We start from the raw sequence: 13,597 nt of genomic DNA, 5'->3' as shown, positions 1-13,597 counted from the left end.
GCACGGCTAGACCACGAACATGTCTTCCTTGGACCATTGCGGGGCGGCGATCCGGGCGGCCGCGGCGTGGGCCATGTAGGTGAGGTGGTCGGTGCCCTCTGGCACCTCCTTCGGGATGATGCCGCTGATCTTCTGCGTCTTGAAGACGGTGCCGGGCGCCAGCTCGAAGTGCGGGAACTCGGGCTCGGTGCACCCGAGGCAGGGCATGCCGGCGCGGGTCTTCGACGACTGCCGGTTCCACAGGATGCGGTTGCACGGGGAGTGCGTCATCGGTCCGCGACAGCCGAATTCGTAGAACAGGCACCCGGTGCGCGTGCCCTCGCCGAAGGACATCGTGGACTGCTTGTACTCGAAGAATTGCACTCGGGTGCAACCGGTCTGGGTGAACGTCTTGAAGAAGGTCTCGGGCCGGTGCAGGTCGTCGAGGGTCAGGTCACCGGCCCGTCCGGTGGCGAGCGCGACGAGGATCTGGGTGATCCAGTCCGGGTGGGCGGGGCAGCCGGGAATGTTGATCACGGGCAGGCCCATCTTGGACTTGAAGTCGGGCCCGAGGAAGCCGCCCTTGCTGCGCTTGTGGAACTGCAAACCGGTCGATCCCGACGGATTGGGTTCCATCGCGGGGATGCCGCCCCAGCAGGCACAGTCGCCGATCGCGACGACGATCTGGGCAGCGGCGGAGAGCTCTTCGACCCAGTCCTTCATGGGCCGATCGGCGAACATGTCCGCCCGCCCGTCGTAGGCCTCCATGACCGAACCCTCGAAGACGAAGATGTCGAGGGGCCGTTCGCCGCTCGCGCAGTCCCTGAAGACCTTCTGGGCGTTCTTGCCCAGTTCCAGACCCAACGACGGGTGCCAGATGAGGTCGAGTCCAAAGTCGACGATCAGGTCGACGACGTTGGGTTCGTCGGCGTTGAGGAACGACATGGTGTTACCACTGCATGCACCTCCCTGGAACCACAGCACCGAAGCCATGTGAACTCCTCTCGCGTGACCCGCTACCGGGACCTTGGTCGATCGTGAATCGAATTTGAAGGGCCGAAGGTCATCGGAGCTGTCGCCCGAACGACCTGGCCACCTGGATCAGGAACCCGAGCCCGCGCGCCACATCGGGATCCCTTGCTGCCTTGAGCATTCCGAACACGCCGCGTGGAGCCGACGAGTTAGACGCGGTGACGGTCTTGGCCTCCACCAGCGCCTCGCCAAGCTGCGCCAGCACCTCGGTGGCCAGTGGGTCGGTCAACCGGGATTCGAGCAGCGAGTTCAGCGCAGGCGTCGCGCCGACCACCGTCTCCGACAGGGTGGCGAAGCTCGTCGCCAGCCCGGCCAGGTCGACCGCGCGCAGGGCCTGCAGACCGGGTATCGACTGACTGAGCGCCACGCCCCTGCCGTCGCCGGTGAACTCTCCGATCGCCGAGGCGAAGGAGTCGCTGACGGTGTCACCGCGCCGCACCAGTCCATCGAGCCCGGAGACCAGAACGGCCAGCAGGTCAGCGTGTTCGAGCAAGTCGTCGACCGATGCCGCTACCCGAGGATCGTCGAGCTTCTGCCGGATTCGATCCGACGGCGACAGTTCCGCGACCCGACCGTTCGTCGTCATCAAGCCTCCAAGAAATGAGATCCGGCCTCGATCACAAGCTAACTCGCCGAACCGGCTGCGCCTATCGCCATCGCGCAGATATCGTCAGGATTGCGCACACTTCAATGCGCTGGTGCGCAGCGGAATTGAGTGACACGGTCATGATCGACACCCACCCCACCGGCGGACGGCTGAGCCGTCTCGGCTTCATCGACGTCACCCACACCGACGGTCCGGTGCGCCGCCGGGTCAGATCGCGCGGCGTCCCGCCCGCGCTGGTCGACAACGAGATCTTCTACACCGAGGACGTCGACGACGCAGCGACTCTGCTGGGGCAGGCGCTGTCCCCGTTGACGTTGCACGTGACCGACGAACACCGGGCTACCTTCGCCGCCGCCATGCACGGCGTGCGGTTGCGCAACGTCAGCATGCTCTACTTCGACCTGCACGTGCCGGCGGCAGTCGACATCCCACTGCACGGTGACTACTACGCGGTCCACATGCCGATGAGCGGTGGCGCGCTGGTCAGCCACCGGGGCAACACGTTCGACGCCAACAGCACCCGATCGCTGGTTGGCAGCCCGGGCCGGGCCCTGACGATGCGCCTGGAACTGGACTCCCCGCAGCTGGTGGTCCGCATCGAACTTCCGGCCATGGCCGCCTATCTGGCCAGGGTGCTCGGTCGTCGACTGCTGCATCCCCTGACGTTCGAGCCGGAGTTCGACCTCACCAGTGAGGCGGCCATGCGGTGGCACGCCGCGGTCCAGCTGGTCAACACCGAGGTCTTCCACACCGGGTCGCTGGTGCGCCACGGGCAGGGCATCGGGGCGGTCGAGGACCTGGTGATGAGCAGCCTGCTGCACCTGCAGCCGTCGAACTACCACGCGCAGTTCACCTCTCCGCGTCGAACCAGCAAGCGCGGCGCCGTCGTTCAGGCGGCGATCGACTACCTCGACGACCACCTGGCCGAGACCGTGACCATGGGTTCGGTCGCCGAGGCGGTGCACATGAGCGTCCGCGCGGTGCAGCAGGGCTTCCACGAGCAGCTCGGCATGTCGCCGATGACCTACCTGCGCGAACGCCGCCTGGAACGCGCCCACGAGGAGTTGATGGATGCCACCCCGGCCGACGGGGTGACCGTGACCGCGGTAGCCGAACGCTGGGGCTTCCACCACCTCGGCAGCTTCGGGGCCGAGTATCGCAAGCGCTGGGGTGAGTCACCGTCGCAGACGTTGCGCCGCTAGCAGATGCGTGGAAGTTGTTCGCCCAGTTCGCGTTCGATCACCCGGGTGGTGCCGAACGGAGTGCGGCCCACCGCCATGCCTGGGTGTTCGGTCACCACCCGTCCGATGACGGTCGCAGCCGCTCCCTCGGGGTGGGCGCGCATCGCGGCGAGCACCACCTCGGTGGCGGCCGGGTCGACGAACGCCACCAGCTTTCCCTCGTTGGCCACCTGCAACGGGTCCAGGCCGAGGAAACCGCACGCCGAGGCCACCGCCTCGGGCACGGGGATGGTCGCCTCGTCGAGCACCAGTCCGACGCCTGCGGCCCTGGCGATCTCGACGACCGCGGCTACCAGGCCACCGCGGGTCGGATCGCGCAACGCGTGGATCCGACCGCCCGCGTCGTCGGCGGCGAGCATGGCGGCGACCAAACCGTGCAGCGGCGCGCTGTCGGTGGTGACCACCGTGCCGAAGTCGATGCCCTCGCGCACGCTCATGATCGCGACGCCGTGCTCGCCGATGGAACCGGAGACGATCACGTCGTCCCCCGGCCGGACCCGTTCGGGCCCGATGTCGACACCCGGCGGGATCACCCCGACGCCGGCGGTGTTGACGAACAGCTGATCCGCCCCGCCCCGGCCGACCACCTTGGTGTCACCGGTGACGATGCCGACACCGGCGTGGTCGGCCGCCTTGCCCATCGCCTGGGCGATGCGACCGAGCACCTCCAGCTCCAAGCCCTCCTCGAGGATGAACCCGGCGGTCAGCCCGAGCGGCTGCGCACCGCTCATCGAGAGATCGTTGATGGTGCCGTTGACGGCGAGGTCGCCGATGTTGCCGCCGGGAAAGAACAAGGGCTGCACCACGTATGAGTCCGTCGACACCGCGATCCGTCCGGCCGGTACGGTCAGCACGGCCGAATCCCGCGGCGGGCCACCCGCATCGCGGCCGGAGGCGAACGCCGGCAGGAACAGGTTCTCGATGAGTTCCTCGGACAGGATGCCGCCGCCACCGTGACCCATCACGATGCGCTTGGTCTCCCGCAGCGGCAGCGGGCACACCCAGTCCGCGGGGTCGATGGCGGCCACCGGCTCGTCAGACATGGACCGCCGCCAGGCCGCTCGGGTCGAGCCTGCGGAATTGATGGTAGGCAGCACAGGCGCCCTCGCTGGACACCATCGTCGCCCCGAGCGGGGTGCGCGGCGTACACGACGTGCCGAAGGCCGGACACTCGTTGGGCTTCAAGAGGCCCTGTAACACCTCCCCGCTGTGACACTCGGCGGACTCCCGAACCCGCACGTGACCGACGCCGAACCGCTTCTCCGCGTCGAACTCGACGTACCGGGGCGACAGCGACCACCCCGACCGGGGAATGACGCCGATGCCGCGCCACGCTCGGTCGGTCACGACGAACACGTCGTTCAACACCTGCTGGGCGACGAGGTTGCCTGCGTCGTTCACCGCCCGCGGGTAGGCATTTCGCAATTCGACCCTGCCGTCCTCCAGCAGGTCGACCAGCTGGCGTACGCCTTCGAGGAGGTCCAGCGGCTCGAACCCGGACACCACGATGGGAACCCCGTACTTCTCCACGATCGGGCCGTACTCCGAGGTGCCCATCACCGTGCACACGTGTCCAGCGCCCAGGAATCCCTGGACGCGATTGGTCGGCGAGGACAGGATGGCGGTCATCGCCGGGGGCACAAGCACGTGGGAGACCAGCAGCGAGAAGTTCGTCAGGCCCAACCGCTGGGCATGCACGACCGACATCGCGTTGGCCGGTGCGGTGGTCTCGAATCCCACCCCGAAGAACACGACCTGCTCGTCGGGGTTGTCGGCAGCGATCTGGGTCGCGTCCAGCGGGGAGTAGACGATGCGGACGTCACCGCCGCGGGCCCGGACGCTGAACAGGTCACGCGTGCTGCCGGGCACGCGCAGCATGTCGCCGAACGAGCAGAAGATCACCCCGTCGCGAGCGGCGATCTCCAGTGCCCGGTCGATCATCTCCAAGGGTGTGACGCACACCGGACAACCCGGACCGTGGATGAATTCGACGGCCTCGTCCAGGAGCTGGTCGAGGCCGTTGCGAATGATCGAATGGGTCTGACCACCACAAACTTCCATGATGGTCCACCGGCGCGTGGCCCGGTGCTTGATCTGATCGACCAGCACGCGCGCGGCGACCGGATCGCGAAACTCGTCGAGGTACTTCATGCCGGCTCCCTGCGCTCATCCGGTTGCGATGACTGAACGCCCGCCAGCTCTTCCTCGAGGATGCCGAGGTCGGCGAACATCTTCAAGGTGTGATTGGCCGACTCCTCGTCGAGCCGGTTGAGGGCGAAACCGGCGTGGACGATCGTGTATTCACCGATCACGAGGTCGGGCAGGTAGGCCAGGCACACCTTCTTGGTGGTACCGCCGAAGTCGACGGTCGCCATCCTGGTACCCGACTCGTCCCAGATCTGGGTTACCCTTCCGGGGATTCCGAGGCACACTAGCCACTCCCTTCGTCGAAGAATCGTCGACGTGTCGCCGCGACGACGGCCTGGCCCAGCGCCAGCCCGCCGTCGTTGCACGGCACGACGTGGTGGATGAGAACCTCGAAACCGAGGTGCTGCAGTCCTTCTCGAACACCCGAGAGCAACCGGCGGTTGGTGAAGACGCCGCCGGTGAGCCCGATCGTGGGGATGCCCGTCGCGCGGGCGCGCTCGGCGGCGACGGCGACGGTCGCCGCGATGACGGCGTCGTGGAACGCCGCGGCGAGGTCCGCCGTCGGCACGCCGGCGCGAAGCCCGTCCACCAGGCCGCTGATCACGCGCACCGGATCCAGCACGCCGTCGCGGACCTCGAAGGCGACCTCGGTCGCGTCTCCCCCGCCGCTGCGCGCCAGGTGCTCGAGCTCGATGGCTGCCTGCCCCTCGTAGGTGACTTCCTGGCACACGCCCAACAGGCTGGAGACGGCGTCGTACAGCCTGCCCATGCTGGTGGTCGGGACGCAACCGAGCCCGCGCGGAATCTGCTGGGCCAGAACGTGACGGCCCGCCGCCCCGACGGCGGCGACCGAAGCCAGGTCGTCCGACCAGGCGATCCCGGCCCTGGCCAGCAGATCGAGGGCGATCCGTGCCGGCTGGCGCACCGCCCCCTCACCGCCGGGCAGCGCGAACGGCCTCAGGTGCCCGACGCGGGTGAAGCGGGATGGCTCGGTCAGCGCGAGGAACTCACCGCCCCAGACGGTTCCGTCGGTGCCGTAGCCCGTGCCGTCGTAGGTCACGGCGAGCATCGGGTCGTCGAGACGCCCGTGCTCGGCCAGCAGGGCGACCGCGTGCGCATGATGGTGCTGAACCTGCGTAAAGGGTTGGCCGCGGCGCTGCGCCCAGCGAGTGGTCGCGTAACCGGGATGCAGATCGCAGGCGAGGAGGGCGGGCCGACGGCCGGTCATGCGGACCAGGTGGTCGAGGGCTTCGGTGAAGGACTGCTGGGTGCGGGGATCGGACATGTCGCCGAGGTGCGGTGACAGGTGGGCGCGCCCGTCGTCGGCCATCAGGCAGAAGGTGGTCTTGACGTCGCCGCCGGTCGCCAGGATCTCCGGTGCGGCGCCGGCGGTGAGTCCGGGCACCGACACCGGCAGCGGCGCGTACCCGCGGGACCGTCGCAACGGCACGACGGCGCCCCGGTCGTCGACGGTGAGGACGGAATCCTCGCACGGAACGTGAATGGGCCGGTCGTGGACGAGCGCGCCATCGGCGAGACCCGCGATCCAGCTCAGGTGCTCGTCACGGAAGGCGATCGGCGAACCCCCGGCATTGGCCGACGTCATCACCATCCCCGAGATGGCGCCCAACCGTCCGAACAGCAGGTGGTGGATCGGCGCGTAGGCCAGCATCACCCCGAGGTCGAGCAGACCCGGCGCCACCAAACCGGACAGCGCGCCATCCTTACGGGGCACCAGCACGATCGGGGCCGCGGGCGAAGTCAGCAGGCGGGCGGCGGCGGCGTCCACCTCGCCGAGGCATCGCGCCGCGGACAGATCGCGCGCCATCACCGCGAACGGCTTGGCGGGACGCGACTTCCGGCGCCGCAGCCTGGCGAGTACGGCGTCGTCGTCGGCACGACAGGCGAGGTGGTAGCCGCCGATCCCCTTCACTGCGACGATCCCCCCGGACTCGATCAGCGCCGCCGCCGCGGCAATGGGGTCCCGGCCGTCCCCCGGCCCCACCCAGGTCAGCCGCGGCCCGCAGTCGGGGCAGGCGATGGTCTGTGCGTGGAAGCGACGGTCGCGAGGGTCGCGGTACTCGTCGGCGCACCGCGCGCACATGGCGAAGCCCGCCATCGTCGTGGCAGGCCGGTCGTAGGGCAGGTCGGTGATGACCGTGTAGCGGGGTCCGCAATTCGTACAGGTGATGAACGGGTGCTGGTGGCGGCGGTCTGCGGGGTCCGTCATCTCGCGCAGGCAGTCGGCACACGTCGCGACGTCGGGTGGGATCAGTGTGCGGGCGGACCCGGTCGACGAGCTCGCCACGATGGCGAAACCCGCCGCTCCGCTGGGGGCGATGGCGGTGACCCGCAGGGCGTCGATGCGTGCCATCGGCGGCGGGGCGTCGCGCAGCTCGGCGACGGCTGCCTCGACGGCAGCGGGCGCGCCCTCGAACTCGCAACGGACCGAACCGGAGTCGTTGTAGACGAACCCTCCGACCCCGTGGGCGTCGGCAATGCGCGCGACGGCCGGCCGGAACCCGACACCCTGGACGACGCCGGTGATGTCGAGCCGTGACCGCACCGTCGTGACGGGCGCGCGCCTAACACGCTTCATTGGCCTCCCGGGCAGCATCGCATCAGCCGAGTCGATGGGCTGTGGACGTCGGCTGGTGCGTTCAGGCTAGCTCTGGCGAAGGCCGGCGACACCAGGATCCGAAGGGACTTTGGTCCTCGATTCCAGGAGACTCAATCCCCTTCGGAGTGGGGAATCGGAGGTCTAGGGTCACCCCCATCGACGCATTAGAACCGGTGACGCGCCGTGCATGAGCTGTCACTGTGCCAAGCCATCGCGGGAGTCGTGACGACCCATGCGGCGGGTCGACGCGTCGACGTCGTGCGCGTACAGGTCGGCGCACTACGTCAGGTGGTGCCCGATTCGCTCTCGTTCTGCTGGACGCTGGTCCGCGACGCCGCGGGCCTGCCGCAGGCCGCTCTCGAGCTGGAGTTCGTCGCGGCGGCAGTGGCGTGCCGCGCGTGCGGGACGGCCAGTGCGATCGCCTCCCGGTTCTCGGTTGCGTGTCCGGTCTGCGGCTCGGTGGACGTCGAGATCACCCGCGGCGAGGAGTTCATGGTGACCTCCATCGAGGTCTGCGAGCCCGCGACGGCTCAACCGGCGAAAGGTCATGCGCATGGGTAGATTTCACCGCCACGACGACGGCACCGTGCACGCTCACGATCATCCCCATGGGGACCACGACGGCTATGCCACCGGCGCCAAGCGCGTCGACGTACTCGAGTCGATCTTCGCCGAGAACGACCTGCGTGCCGCCGCCAACCGGGGCGCATTCGAGGGCAACGGGGTGCGTGCACTCAACCTGATGAGCTCGCCGGGTTCCGGCAAGACGACCATCCTGGCCGCCACCCTCGACGAGTTGCGCGGTGACGTCGCGGTCGGGGTGATCGAAGGTGACATCGCCACCGATCTGGACGCCGCCAGACTCACCGGTCGCGGTGCGCAGATCTCGCTGCTGAACACCAGCAACGGCTTCGGCGGTGAATGCCATCTCGACGCCCCGATGGTCCACCGCGCACTGGCCGGACTCGACCTGGCCACGCTGGACCTGGTCATCGTCGAGAACGTCGGAAACCTGGTGTGCCCGGCCGAATTCGACGTCGGCGAGCATGCCAAGGTGATGGTGTATTCACTCACCGAGGGCGAGGACAAGCCGTTGAAGTACCCGGTGATGTTCCGTGCCTGCGACGTGGTGCTGCTCAACAAGGTCGACCTGGAGCCCCACCTCGACGCCGACGTCGCGACCTACGTCGAGCGCGTGCACCAGGTCAACCCCGCTGCCCTGGTACTACCGGTCAGCGCCAGGACGGGAGCGGGCATGCCGGCGTGGTACGCATGGCTGCGCGACTTCGTCCGTGCGACGCCCGCGCCGTGAGCGTGCGCCAAGTCCCACGTTCACGCGGCGCGTCGTGCGCAGACACGCACGCCCGCGGAGGGGGTCATTGCGGCAGCGCCGCCCTGGCCTTGAGCGCCAGCCACAGCTCCATCCGGTCGTCGCCGTCATCGAGCCGTCGGCCGGTCAGCGCAGCGATGCGTTCGATCCGATTTCGGACGGTGTTGCGGTGCAACGAGAGTCGATGCGCCGCCGGATCCCAGGCCCCGTTTGCCCGCAGCCACTGATCCAGCGTCCGCAACAGTTCGAGGCGGTCGCGGGGATCCAGTCGATCCAGCGGCGCGAGAACGGCATCGGCGAACCCCCGCACGACCTCGGGCGCACCGAGCGACAGCAGCAGTGAGACGGTCTCACCCTCGCTGGCGGTGACGATCCGCCCCAGCTGTTCGCTGATGGGCAGCAGCGAACGGGCCTGCATTGCCGATACCGCAAGGGACTCGGGCGACGTGGCGGCACCGATGCCCACCGGCAGACCCGTTGCGTGGACGGCCAGGATGTTCGTCAGCGCAGTCGGATCCGAATGCGCGATCTCCACCGTCGCACCGTGCACCCGGACCAGCGCACCGTCGAGACCCAGGTGCATGCGGAACGCGAGCGCCTCGGGATCGCTGGTCGCGGCCACGGCCACCTGGTAGTGCTCGCCGGTCAGCCCGACGCTGGCGGCCAGGTGCCTGGCCCGTTCCGGTTTGACGTCGGGCCGCAGCAGCTGGGCGAACACCTGGCCGCGCCGGCGCCGTTCGGGTTGGTCGGACAGGTTGCGCCGCTCGATGTCCAGAGCGATGAGCGAGACCAGCACCGTCGACGAACTTCGCGACGTGACGTCCATGTCCGCCCCAAGCACGACGTAGGCCAGCGGCACCTCGGCTCCGACCGTGTGGACTTCGAAGTCTTCGACCATGCTCCAGCCGCCACCGGCGACCCTGGGGTGGAACGGAATCCGGCAGGCGCGCTCGACCAACTCGGCATCGGCGCCCGCGGTAGCAGCCATCAGCCGTCCGCCGCCGTCACAGACCACGCACGGGGTGGCACTGGATTCCGACCACGCCGCCAGCAGTGCCTGTAGCGGCGCCGCGCTGGTGGCCACCCCGGTGAGCCGGCGATTGATCTCCATCGCCGTTTGCAGATCGCGGCGCTCCTGCCCGGCGATGGTCTCGAAGACCCACTTGGTGACGGCGATGAACGGGGTCTCGTCGGGCACCACCAGCAGCGGGACGCCGACCTCCTCAGCCGCATCGCGCAGGGGCTCCGGACAACTCTGGTAGGGCAACCCGTGCCCAAGGCCCAGGGCCACCCCCGCAACACCGGCCGCTGCGCACTCGGCCAGATAGGCACGGCACTTCGATGGCCGCATCGGCAGCAGCAGCCCCACTGTCATGAGCAGCTCGCCACCGCGCAACCAATCCCCCGGCGCGGTCAGCTCCGACACGTGGGCCGAGCGGACCAGCCGATCGAGCCCATCGCCGCCGACGATCAGCTGCAGACCCAACGACGGCGCCGCGAGCACGTCGCCGACGGTGATCATCGCCCATCAGCCCGGATGTACATTTCGCCCAAGCGTAATGGATGAATTGAACAAATCGGCCATGGCAGACGCGAGCGACCCGGTGCATGGTGATGCGCAACACACCAATGGCAGGAGTCCCCATGTCCGCCACGACACCCGCGGCCGCCGACGGTCGCACCGGGCCGATGATCGAGACCAGGTCCATCGACTACGTCCCCGACGACGAACGCCACGGTCGGGTGTCCCATCAGGGCCCGTTCTGGTTCGTCGGCAACTTCCAGCCGTTCACCCTCGCGCTCGGCTTCGTCGGCCCCAGCCTCGGCCTGTCGCTGGGCTGGACCATCGTCGCCGGCATCGCGGGCATCGCCTTCGGCACCCTCTTCATGGCGTTTCACGCCACCCAGGGGCCGGTACTCGGCCTGCCCCAGATGATCCAGTCCAGGGCGCAGTTCGGCTACCGCGGCGTGCTGTTGCCGCTGGTGGGCACCCTGTTCACCTTCGTCGGCTTCAACGTGGTCGACGTCGTCATCATCAAGTCGGGCCTGCAGTCGATCTTCGGCTGGAATCCGGTTGCCGTGGCCGTCGTCATCACGGTCGTGGCGGCGCTCGTCGCGATCTTCGGTCACGACCTGCTGCACAAGACCTTTCGGGTGCTGTTCTGGATCTCACTTCCGCTGTGGATCGTGCTGACCTGCGGGGTGCTGTTCGGGGGTGTCACCGGAACCACCTCGACCCCAGGCGGTTTCACCTTCGTCGCCTTCCTGGTGCAGTTCAGCGTCGCCGCGTCCTACAACATCACCTACGCGCCGTACGTCTCCGACTACAGCCGCTACCTCCCGCGTGACACCAAGCCGTCGGCCATCATCGCCTCGGTGTTCGTCGGTGCCTCCGCCTCGCCCGCGTGGCTCATCCCACTGGGGGCCTGGATGGCCACCCATCTGGGGGCCAGCGACGCGCTCGCGGGCATCAACCAAACCGGCAATGACACGTTCTCGTACCTGGGCAGTGTGCTGGCCGTGGTCTCGACCCTGGTCCTGGTCGCCACGATGGGATTGAACGCCTATAGCGGAATGCTCACCGTCGTCACGGGATTGGACTCGCTGAAGTCGGTCACCCCGACGCGCAACCTGCGGGTGGTGACGATCGTCGTGCTCGCGGTCGCGTGGCTGGTGATGAGCCTGCTGCTGTCGAACGCGACCACCGCGCTGAATACCACGCTGCTGATCATGCTGTATCTGCTGGCGCCGTGGACCGCGGTCAACCTGACCGACTACTTCTTCGTCCGCCGCGGGCACTACGCCATCGCAGACCTGTTCACCCCCAACGGAATCTACGGCGCGTGGTCCTGGCGTGGCCTGACGGCGTTCCTCATCGGCGTCGTCGCCGAGATCCCGTTCGTGGATTTGCCGTTCTTCGTCGGACCGGCCGCCGAGGCCATGGGTGAGGTCGACATCGCCTTCGTCGTCGGACTGCTGGTCTCCGGCGTGGTGTACGTCGCGCTCACTAGATCGCTGGACGTCTCGCGCGAACGGGAATTCATCGACTCCGATCCGAGCATCTCCGATCCCGGCAGCACGCTGGACATCGCCAACACCGTCGCCAAGGAGGAAGGCCGATGAGCGAGTTCGTCGGACCGCCCGACGCCAGTCGGGCACCGCGCTACACCGAACCGGCGACCTTCGCCCGGCTCCCCCGCATCGATCAGGTGGGCAGCGCGGACGTCTCCATCGTCGGCATCCCCTTCGACAGCGGGGTCTCCTATCGTCCCGGCGCCCGCTTCGGCCCGGCCCACGTGCGGGCATCGTCGAAACTGTTGCGGCCCTACAACCCTGCGCTGGACGTGTCACCGTTCGCCACGCAGCAGGTGGCCGACTGCGGTGACATCGCCGTGAACCCGTTCGACATCGAAGACGCCATCGAGACCATCGACGCCTCGATCACCGACCTGCGCAAGGACGGGTCGACGGTCCTGACCATCGGCGGTGACCACACCATCGCCCTGCCGATCCTGCGGTCGGTGGCCCGCGATCACGGCCCGGTCGCGGTGCTGCACTTCGACGCCCACCTCGACACCTGGGACACCTACTTCGGCGCGCCGTACACCCACGGGACGCCGTTCCGCCGGGCCAGCGAAGAGGGGCTGATCGACATGGAGCGCTCCCAGCACATCGGCATCCGCGGCCCGCTGTACGGCAAGCAGGATCTCGAGGACGACGCCGTGCTCGGGTTCCAGATCATCCGGTCCGACGACTACGAGGCCGACGGCGTGGCAAGCATCGTCGAACGGATGCGGACCCGCCTCGACGGTGGGCCGGTGTACGTCTCGGTGGACATCGACGTGCTCGACCCGAGCCACGCGCCAGGCACCGGCACCCCGGAGGCGGGCGGCATGACGTCGCGCGAGCTGCTCAACACACTGCGCGGGCTCACCGGACTGAACGTGGTGGGAGCCGACATCGTGGAGGTGGCACCGGCCTACGACCACGCCGAGATCACCGGCATCGCAGCCGCCCACGTCGGCTACGAGCTGCTGTCGGTACTGGCGGCCAATCGCTGAGGTCATTCCACTACCAGAATTGGCGGTGACGCGCCGAACTCATCCACAGGCCCGGCAGTAGTCCACAACCCGTATCCCCCTGTGCCACATCGGTTTCAGCAGTAACGCAGACCGATTCCTTGTCGGTGGGTCGTACTAGGGTTCGGGTATGAGTTCGGATCGGGTCACCGCGGCGCTCGCCTCGATGGTGGCCGCCGTCGCCGAACTCGCCGACCTGGACTGCGACGCGTTCACCCACCCCGAACTCCTGGAACTACTGGGCGAACTGGAGACGGTGAGCTGGCAGCTGCCAACCGTGGGGCATCGGATCATCGCCCGCCTGCAACACGAAGCCTCCCCCGTCGCGCTGGGCGCGAAATCACTCAAGACCGTGCTCACCGAGCGGCTGCGGATCTCGGGCACCGACGCCCGCCGCCGGCTGTCCGAGGCCAAGGAGCTGGGTCCGCGCACCGCACTAACCGGTGAACCGATGCCACCGCTGCTGGCCCCCACCGCCGCCGCCCAAGCCACCGGCGCGATCAGCCCCGAGCACGTCGCGATCATCCGCACCTTCCTCACCAAGCTGCCCGGCTGGGTGGA

At 68.3% G+C, this 13,597-nt stretch carries 13 protein-coding genes; 6 read left to right on the top strand and 7 right to left on the bottom strand.

The genetic code is table 11. The features are described 5' to 3' along the window. Positions 1-6: 6 nt before the first annotated feature. Complete coding sequence (locus SBI80_RS13330; RefSeq protein ID WP_318975278.1) at positions 7-972, bottom strand: NADH-quinone oxidoreductase subunit B family protein; 966 nt, start codon at positions 970-972, stop codon at positions 7-9. A 70-nt stretch (positions 973-1,042) separates the two neighbouring features. Then, positions 1,043-1,597 carry a helical membrane plugin domain-containing protein gene (locus tag SBI80_RS13325; RefSeq protein WP_318975277.1) on the bottom strand — a complete coding sequence of 185 codons (555 nt, stop codon included), beginning with the start codon at positions 1,595-1,597 and terminating at the stop codon, positions 1,043-1,045. A gap of 125 nt (positions 1,598-1,722) precedes the next feature. Between SBI80_RS13325 and SBI80_RS13320 the strand changes: the two genes are divergently transcribed. Continuing rightward, on the top strand, positions 1,723-2,820 hold the full coding sequence (locus SBI80_RS13320; protein WP_318975276.1) for an AraC family transcriptional regulator: 1,098 nt from the start codon (positions 1,723-1,725) through the stop codon (positions 2,818-2,820). Here SBI80_RS13320 and hypE read toward each other — a convergent pair. The 4 genes from hypE to hypF are packed head-to-tail and all read right to left on the bottom strand — an operon-like array spanning position 2,817 to position 7,606. After that, a complete protein-coding gene (hypE, locus tag SBI80_RS13315) occupies positions 2,817-3,902 on the bottom strand; it encodes a hydrogenase expression/formation protein HypE (RefSeq protein WP_318975275.1) in 1,086 nt (361 codons plus the stop codon). The genes SBI80_RS13320 and hypE overlap by 4 nt on opposite strands. Continuing rightward, complete coding sequence (hypD, locus tag SBI80_RS13310; RefSeq protein WP_318975274.1) at positions 3,895-5,010, bottom strand: hydrogenase formation protein HypD; 1,116 nt, start codon at positions 5,008-5,010, stop codon at positions 3,895-3,897. The genes hypE and hypD overlap by 8 nt, the downstream gene beginning before the upstream one ends. After that, positions 5,007-5,291 carry a HypC/HybG/HupF family hydrogenase formation chaperone gene (locus tag SBI80_RS13305; RefSeq protein WP_318975273.1) on the bottom strand — a complete coding sequence of 95 codons (285 nt, stop codon included), beginning with the start codon at positions 5,289-5,291 and terminating at the stop codon, positions 5,007-5,009. The genes hypD and SBI80_RS13305 overlap by 4 nt, the downstream gene beginning before the upstream one ends. Then, positions 5,291-7,606, bottom strand: coding sequence for a carbamoyltransferase HypF (hypF, locus tag SBI80_RS13300; RefSeq protein ID WP_318975272.1), 2,316 nt, complete (start codon positions 7,604-7,606; stop codon positions 5,291-5,293). The genes SBI80_RS13305 and hypF overlap by 1 nt, the downstream gene beginning before the upstream one ends. A gap of 204 nt (positions 7,607-7,810) precedes the next feature. Between hypF and SBI80_RS13295 the strand changes: the two genes are divergently transcribed. Then, the gene (locus SBI80_RS13295; protein WP_318975271.1) at positions 7,811-8,188 is read left to right on the top strand and encodes a hydrogenase maturation nickel metallochaperone HypA; all 378 of its coding nucleotides are present in this window, start codon (positions 7,811-7,813) and stop codon (positions 8,186-8,188) included. Next, positions 8,181-8,939: a hydrogenase nickel incorporation protein HypB gene (gene hypB, locus SBI80_RS13290; protein ID WP_318975270.1), complete on the top strand. Its 759-nt coding sequence runs from the start codon at positions 8,181-8,183 to the stop codon at positions 8,937-8,939. Before SBI80_RS13295 ends, hypB begins: the two co-directional genes overlap by 8 nt. A 64-nt stretch (positions 8,940-9,003) precedes the next feature. Here hypB and SBI80_RS13285 read toward each other — a convergent pair whose 3' ends face one another. Then, positions 9,004-10,479 carry a PucR family transcriptional regulator gene (locus tag SBI80_RS13285; protein WP_318975269.1) on the bottom strand — a complete coding sequence of 492 codons (1,476 nt, stop codon included), beginning with the start codon at positions 10,477-10,479 and terminating at the stop codon, positions 9,004-9,006. A 122-nt stretch (positions 10,480-10,601) separates the two neighbouring features. On the opposite strand from SBI80_RS13285, the gene SBI80_RS13280 reads away from it, so the two are divergent. From SBI80_RS13280 to SBI80_RS13270, 3 genes are all read left to right on the top strand, one after another. Next, a complete protein-coding gene (locus SBI80_RS13280) occupies positions 10,602-12,080 on the top strand; it encodes a purine-cytosine permease family protein (protein ID WP_318975268.1) in 1,479 nt (492 codons plus the stop codon). Continuing rightward, a complete protein-coding gene (gene speB, locus SBI80_RS13275) occupies positions 12,077-13,018 on the top strand; it encodes an agmatinase (RefSeq protein ID WP_318975267.1) in 942 nt (313 codons plus the stop codon). The genes SBI80_RS13280 and speB overlap by 4 nt, the downstream gene beginning before the upstream one ends. Before the next feature lie 148 nt (positions 13,019-13,166). Then, positions 13,167-13,597 (top strand): DUF222 domain-containing protein (locus tag SBI80_RS13270; protein WP_318975266.1); only part of this gene is annotated, 431 nt, incomplete at its 3' end.

It is taken from the genome of Mycolicibacterium sichuanense (assembly GCF_033741125.1).
In the GTDB taxonomy this organism is placed as follows: domain Bacteria; phylum Actinomycetota; class Actinomycetes; order Mycobacteriales; family Mycobacteriaceae; genus Mycobacterium.
This window is presented reverse-complemented; position numbering and strand designations above follow the sequence as displayed.

Coding starts and splice junctions, on each gene's coding strand:
- SBI80_RS13330 (WP_318975278.1), bottom strand. CDS start 972: ATGGCTTCGGTGCTGTGGTTCCAGGGAGGTGCATGCAGTGGTAACACC.
- hypF (WP_318975272.1), bottom strand. CDS start 7,606: ATGAAGCGTGTTAGGCGCGCGCCCGTCACGACGGTGCGGTCACGGCTC.
- speB (WP_318975267.1), top strand. CDS start 12,077: ATGAGCGAGTTCGTCGGACCGCCCGACGCCAGTCGGGCACCGCGCTAC.
- hypD (WP_318975274.1), bottom strand. CDS start 5,010: ATGAAGTACCTCGACGAGTTTCGCGATCCGGTCGCCGCGCGCGTGCTG.
- hypE (WP_318975275.1), bottom strand. CDS start 3,902: ATGTCTGACGAGCCGGTGGCCGCCATCGACCCCGCGGACTGGGTGTGC.
- SBI80_RS13285 (WP_318975269.1), bottom strand. CDS start 10,479: ATGATCACCGTCGGCGACGTGCTCGCGGCGCCGTCGTTGGGTCTGCAG.
- hypB (WP_318975270.1), top strand. CDS start 8,181: ATGGGTAGATTTCACCGCCACGACGACGGCACCGTGCACGCTCACGAT.
- SBI80_RS13280 (WP_318975268.1), top strand. CDS start 10,602: ATGTCCGCCACGACACCCGCGGCCGCCGACGGTCGCACCGGGCCGATG.
- SBI80_RS13325 (WP_318975277.1), bottom strand. CDS start 1,597: ATGACGACGAACGGTCGGGTCGCGGAACTGTCGCCGTCGGATCGAATC.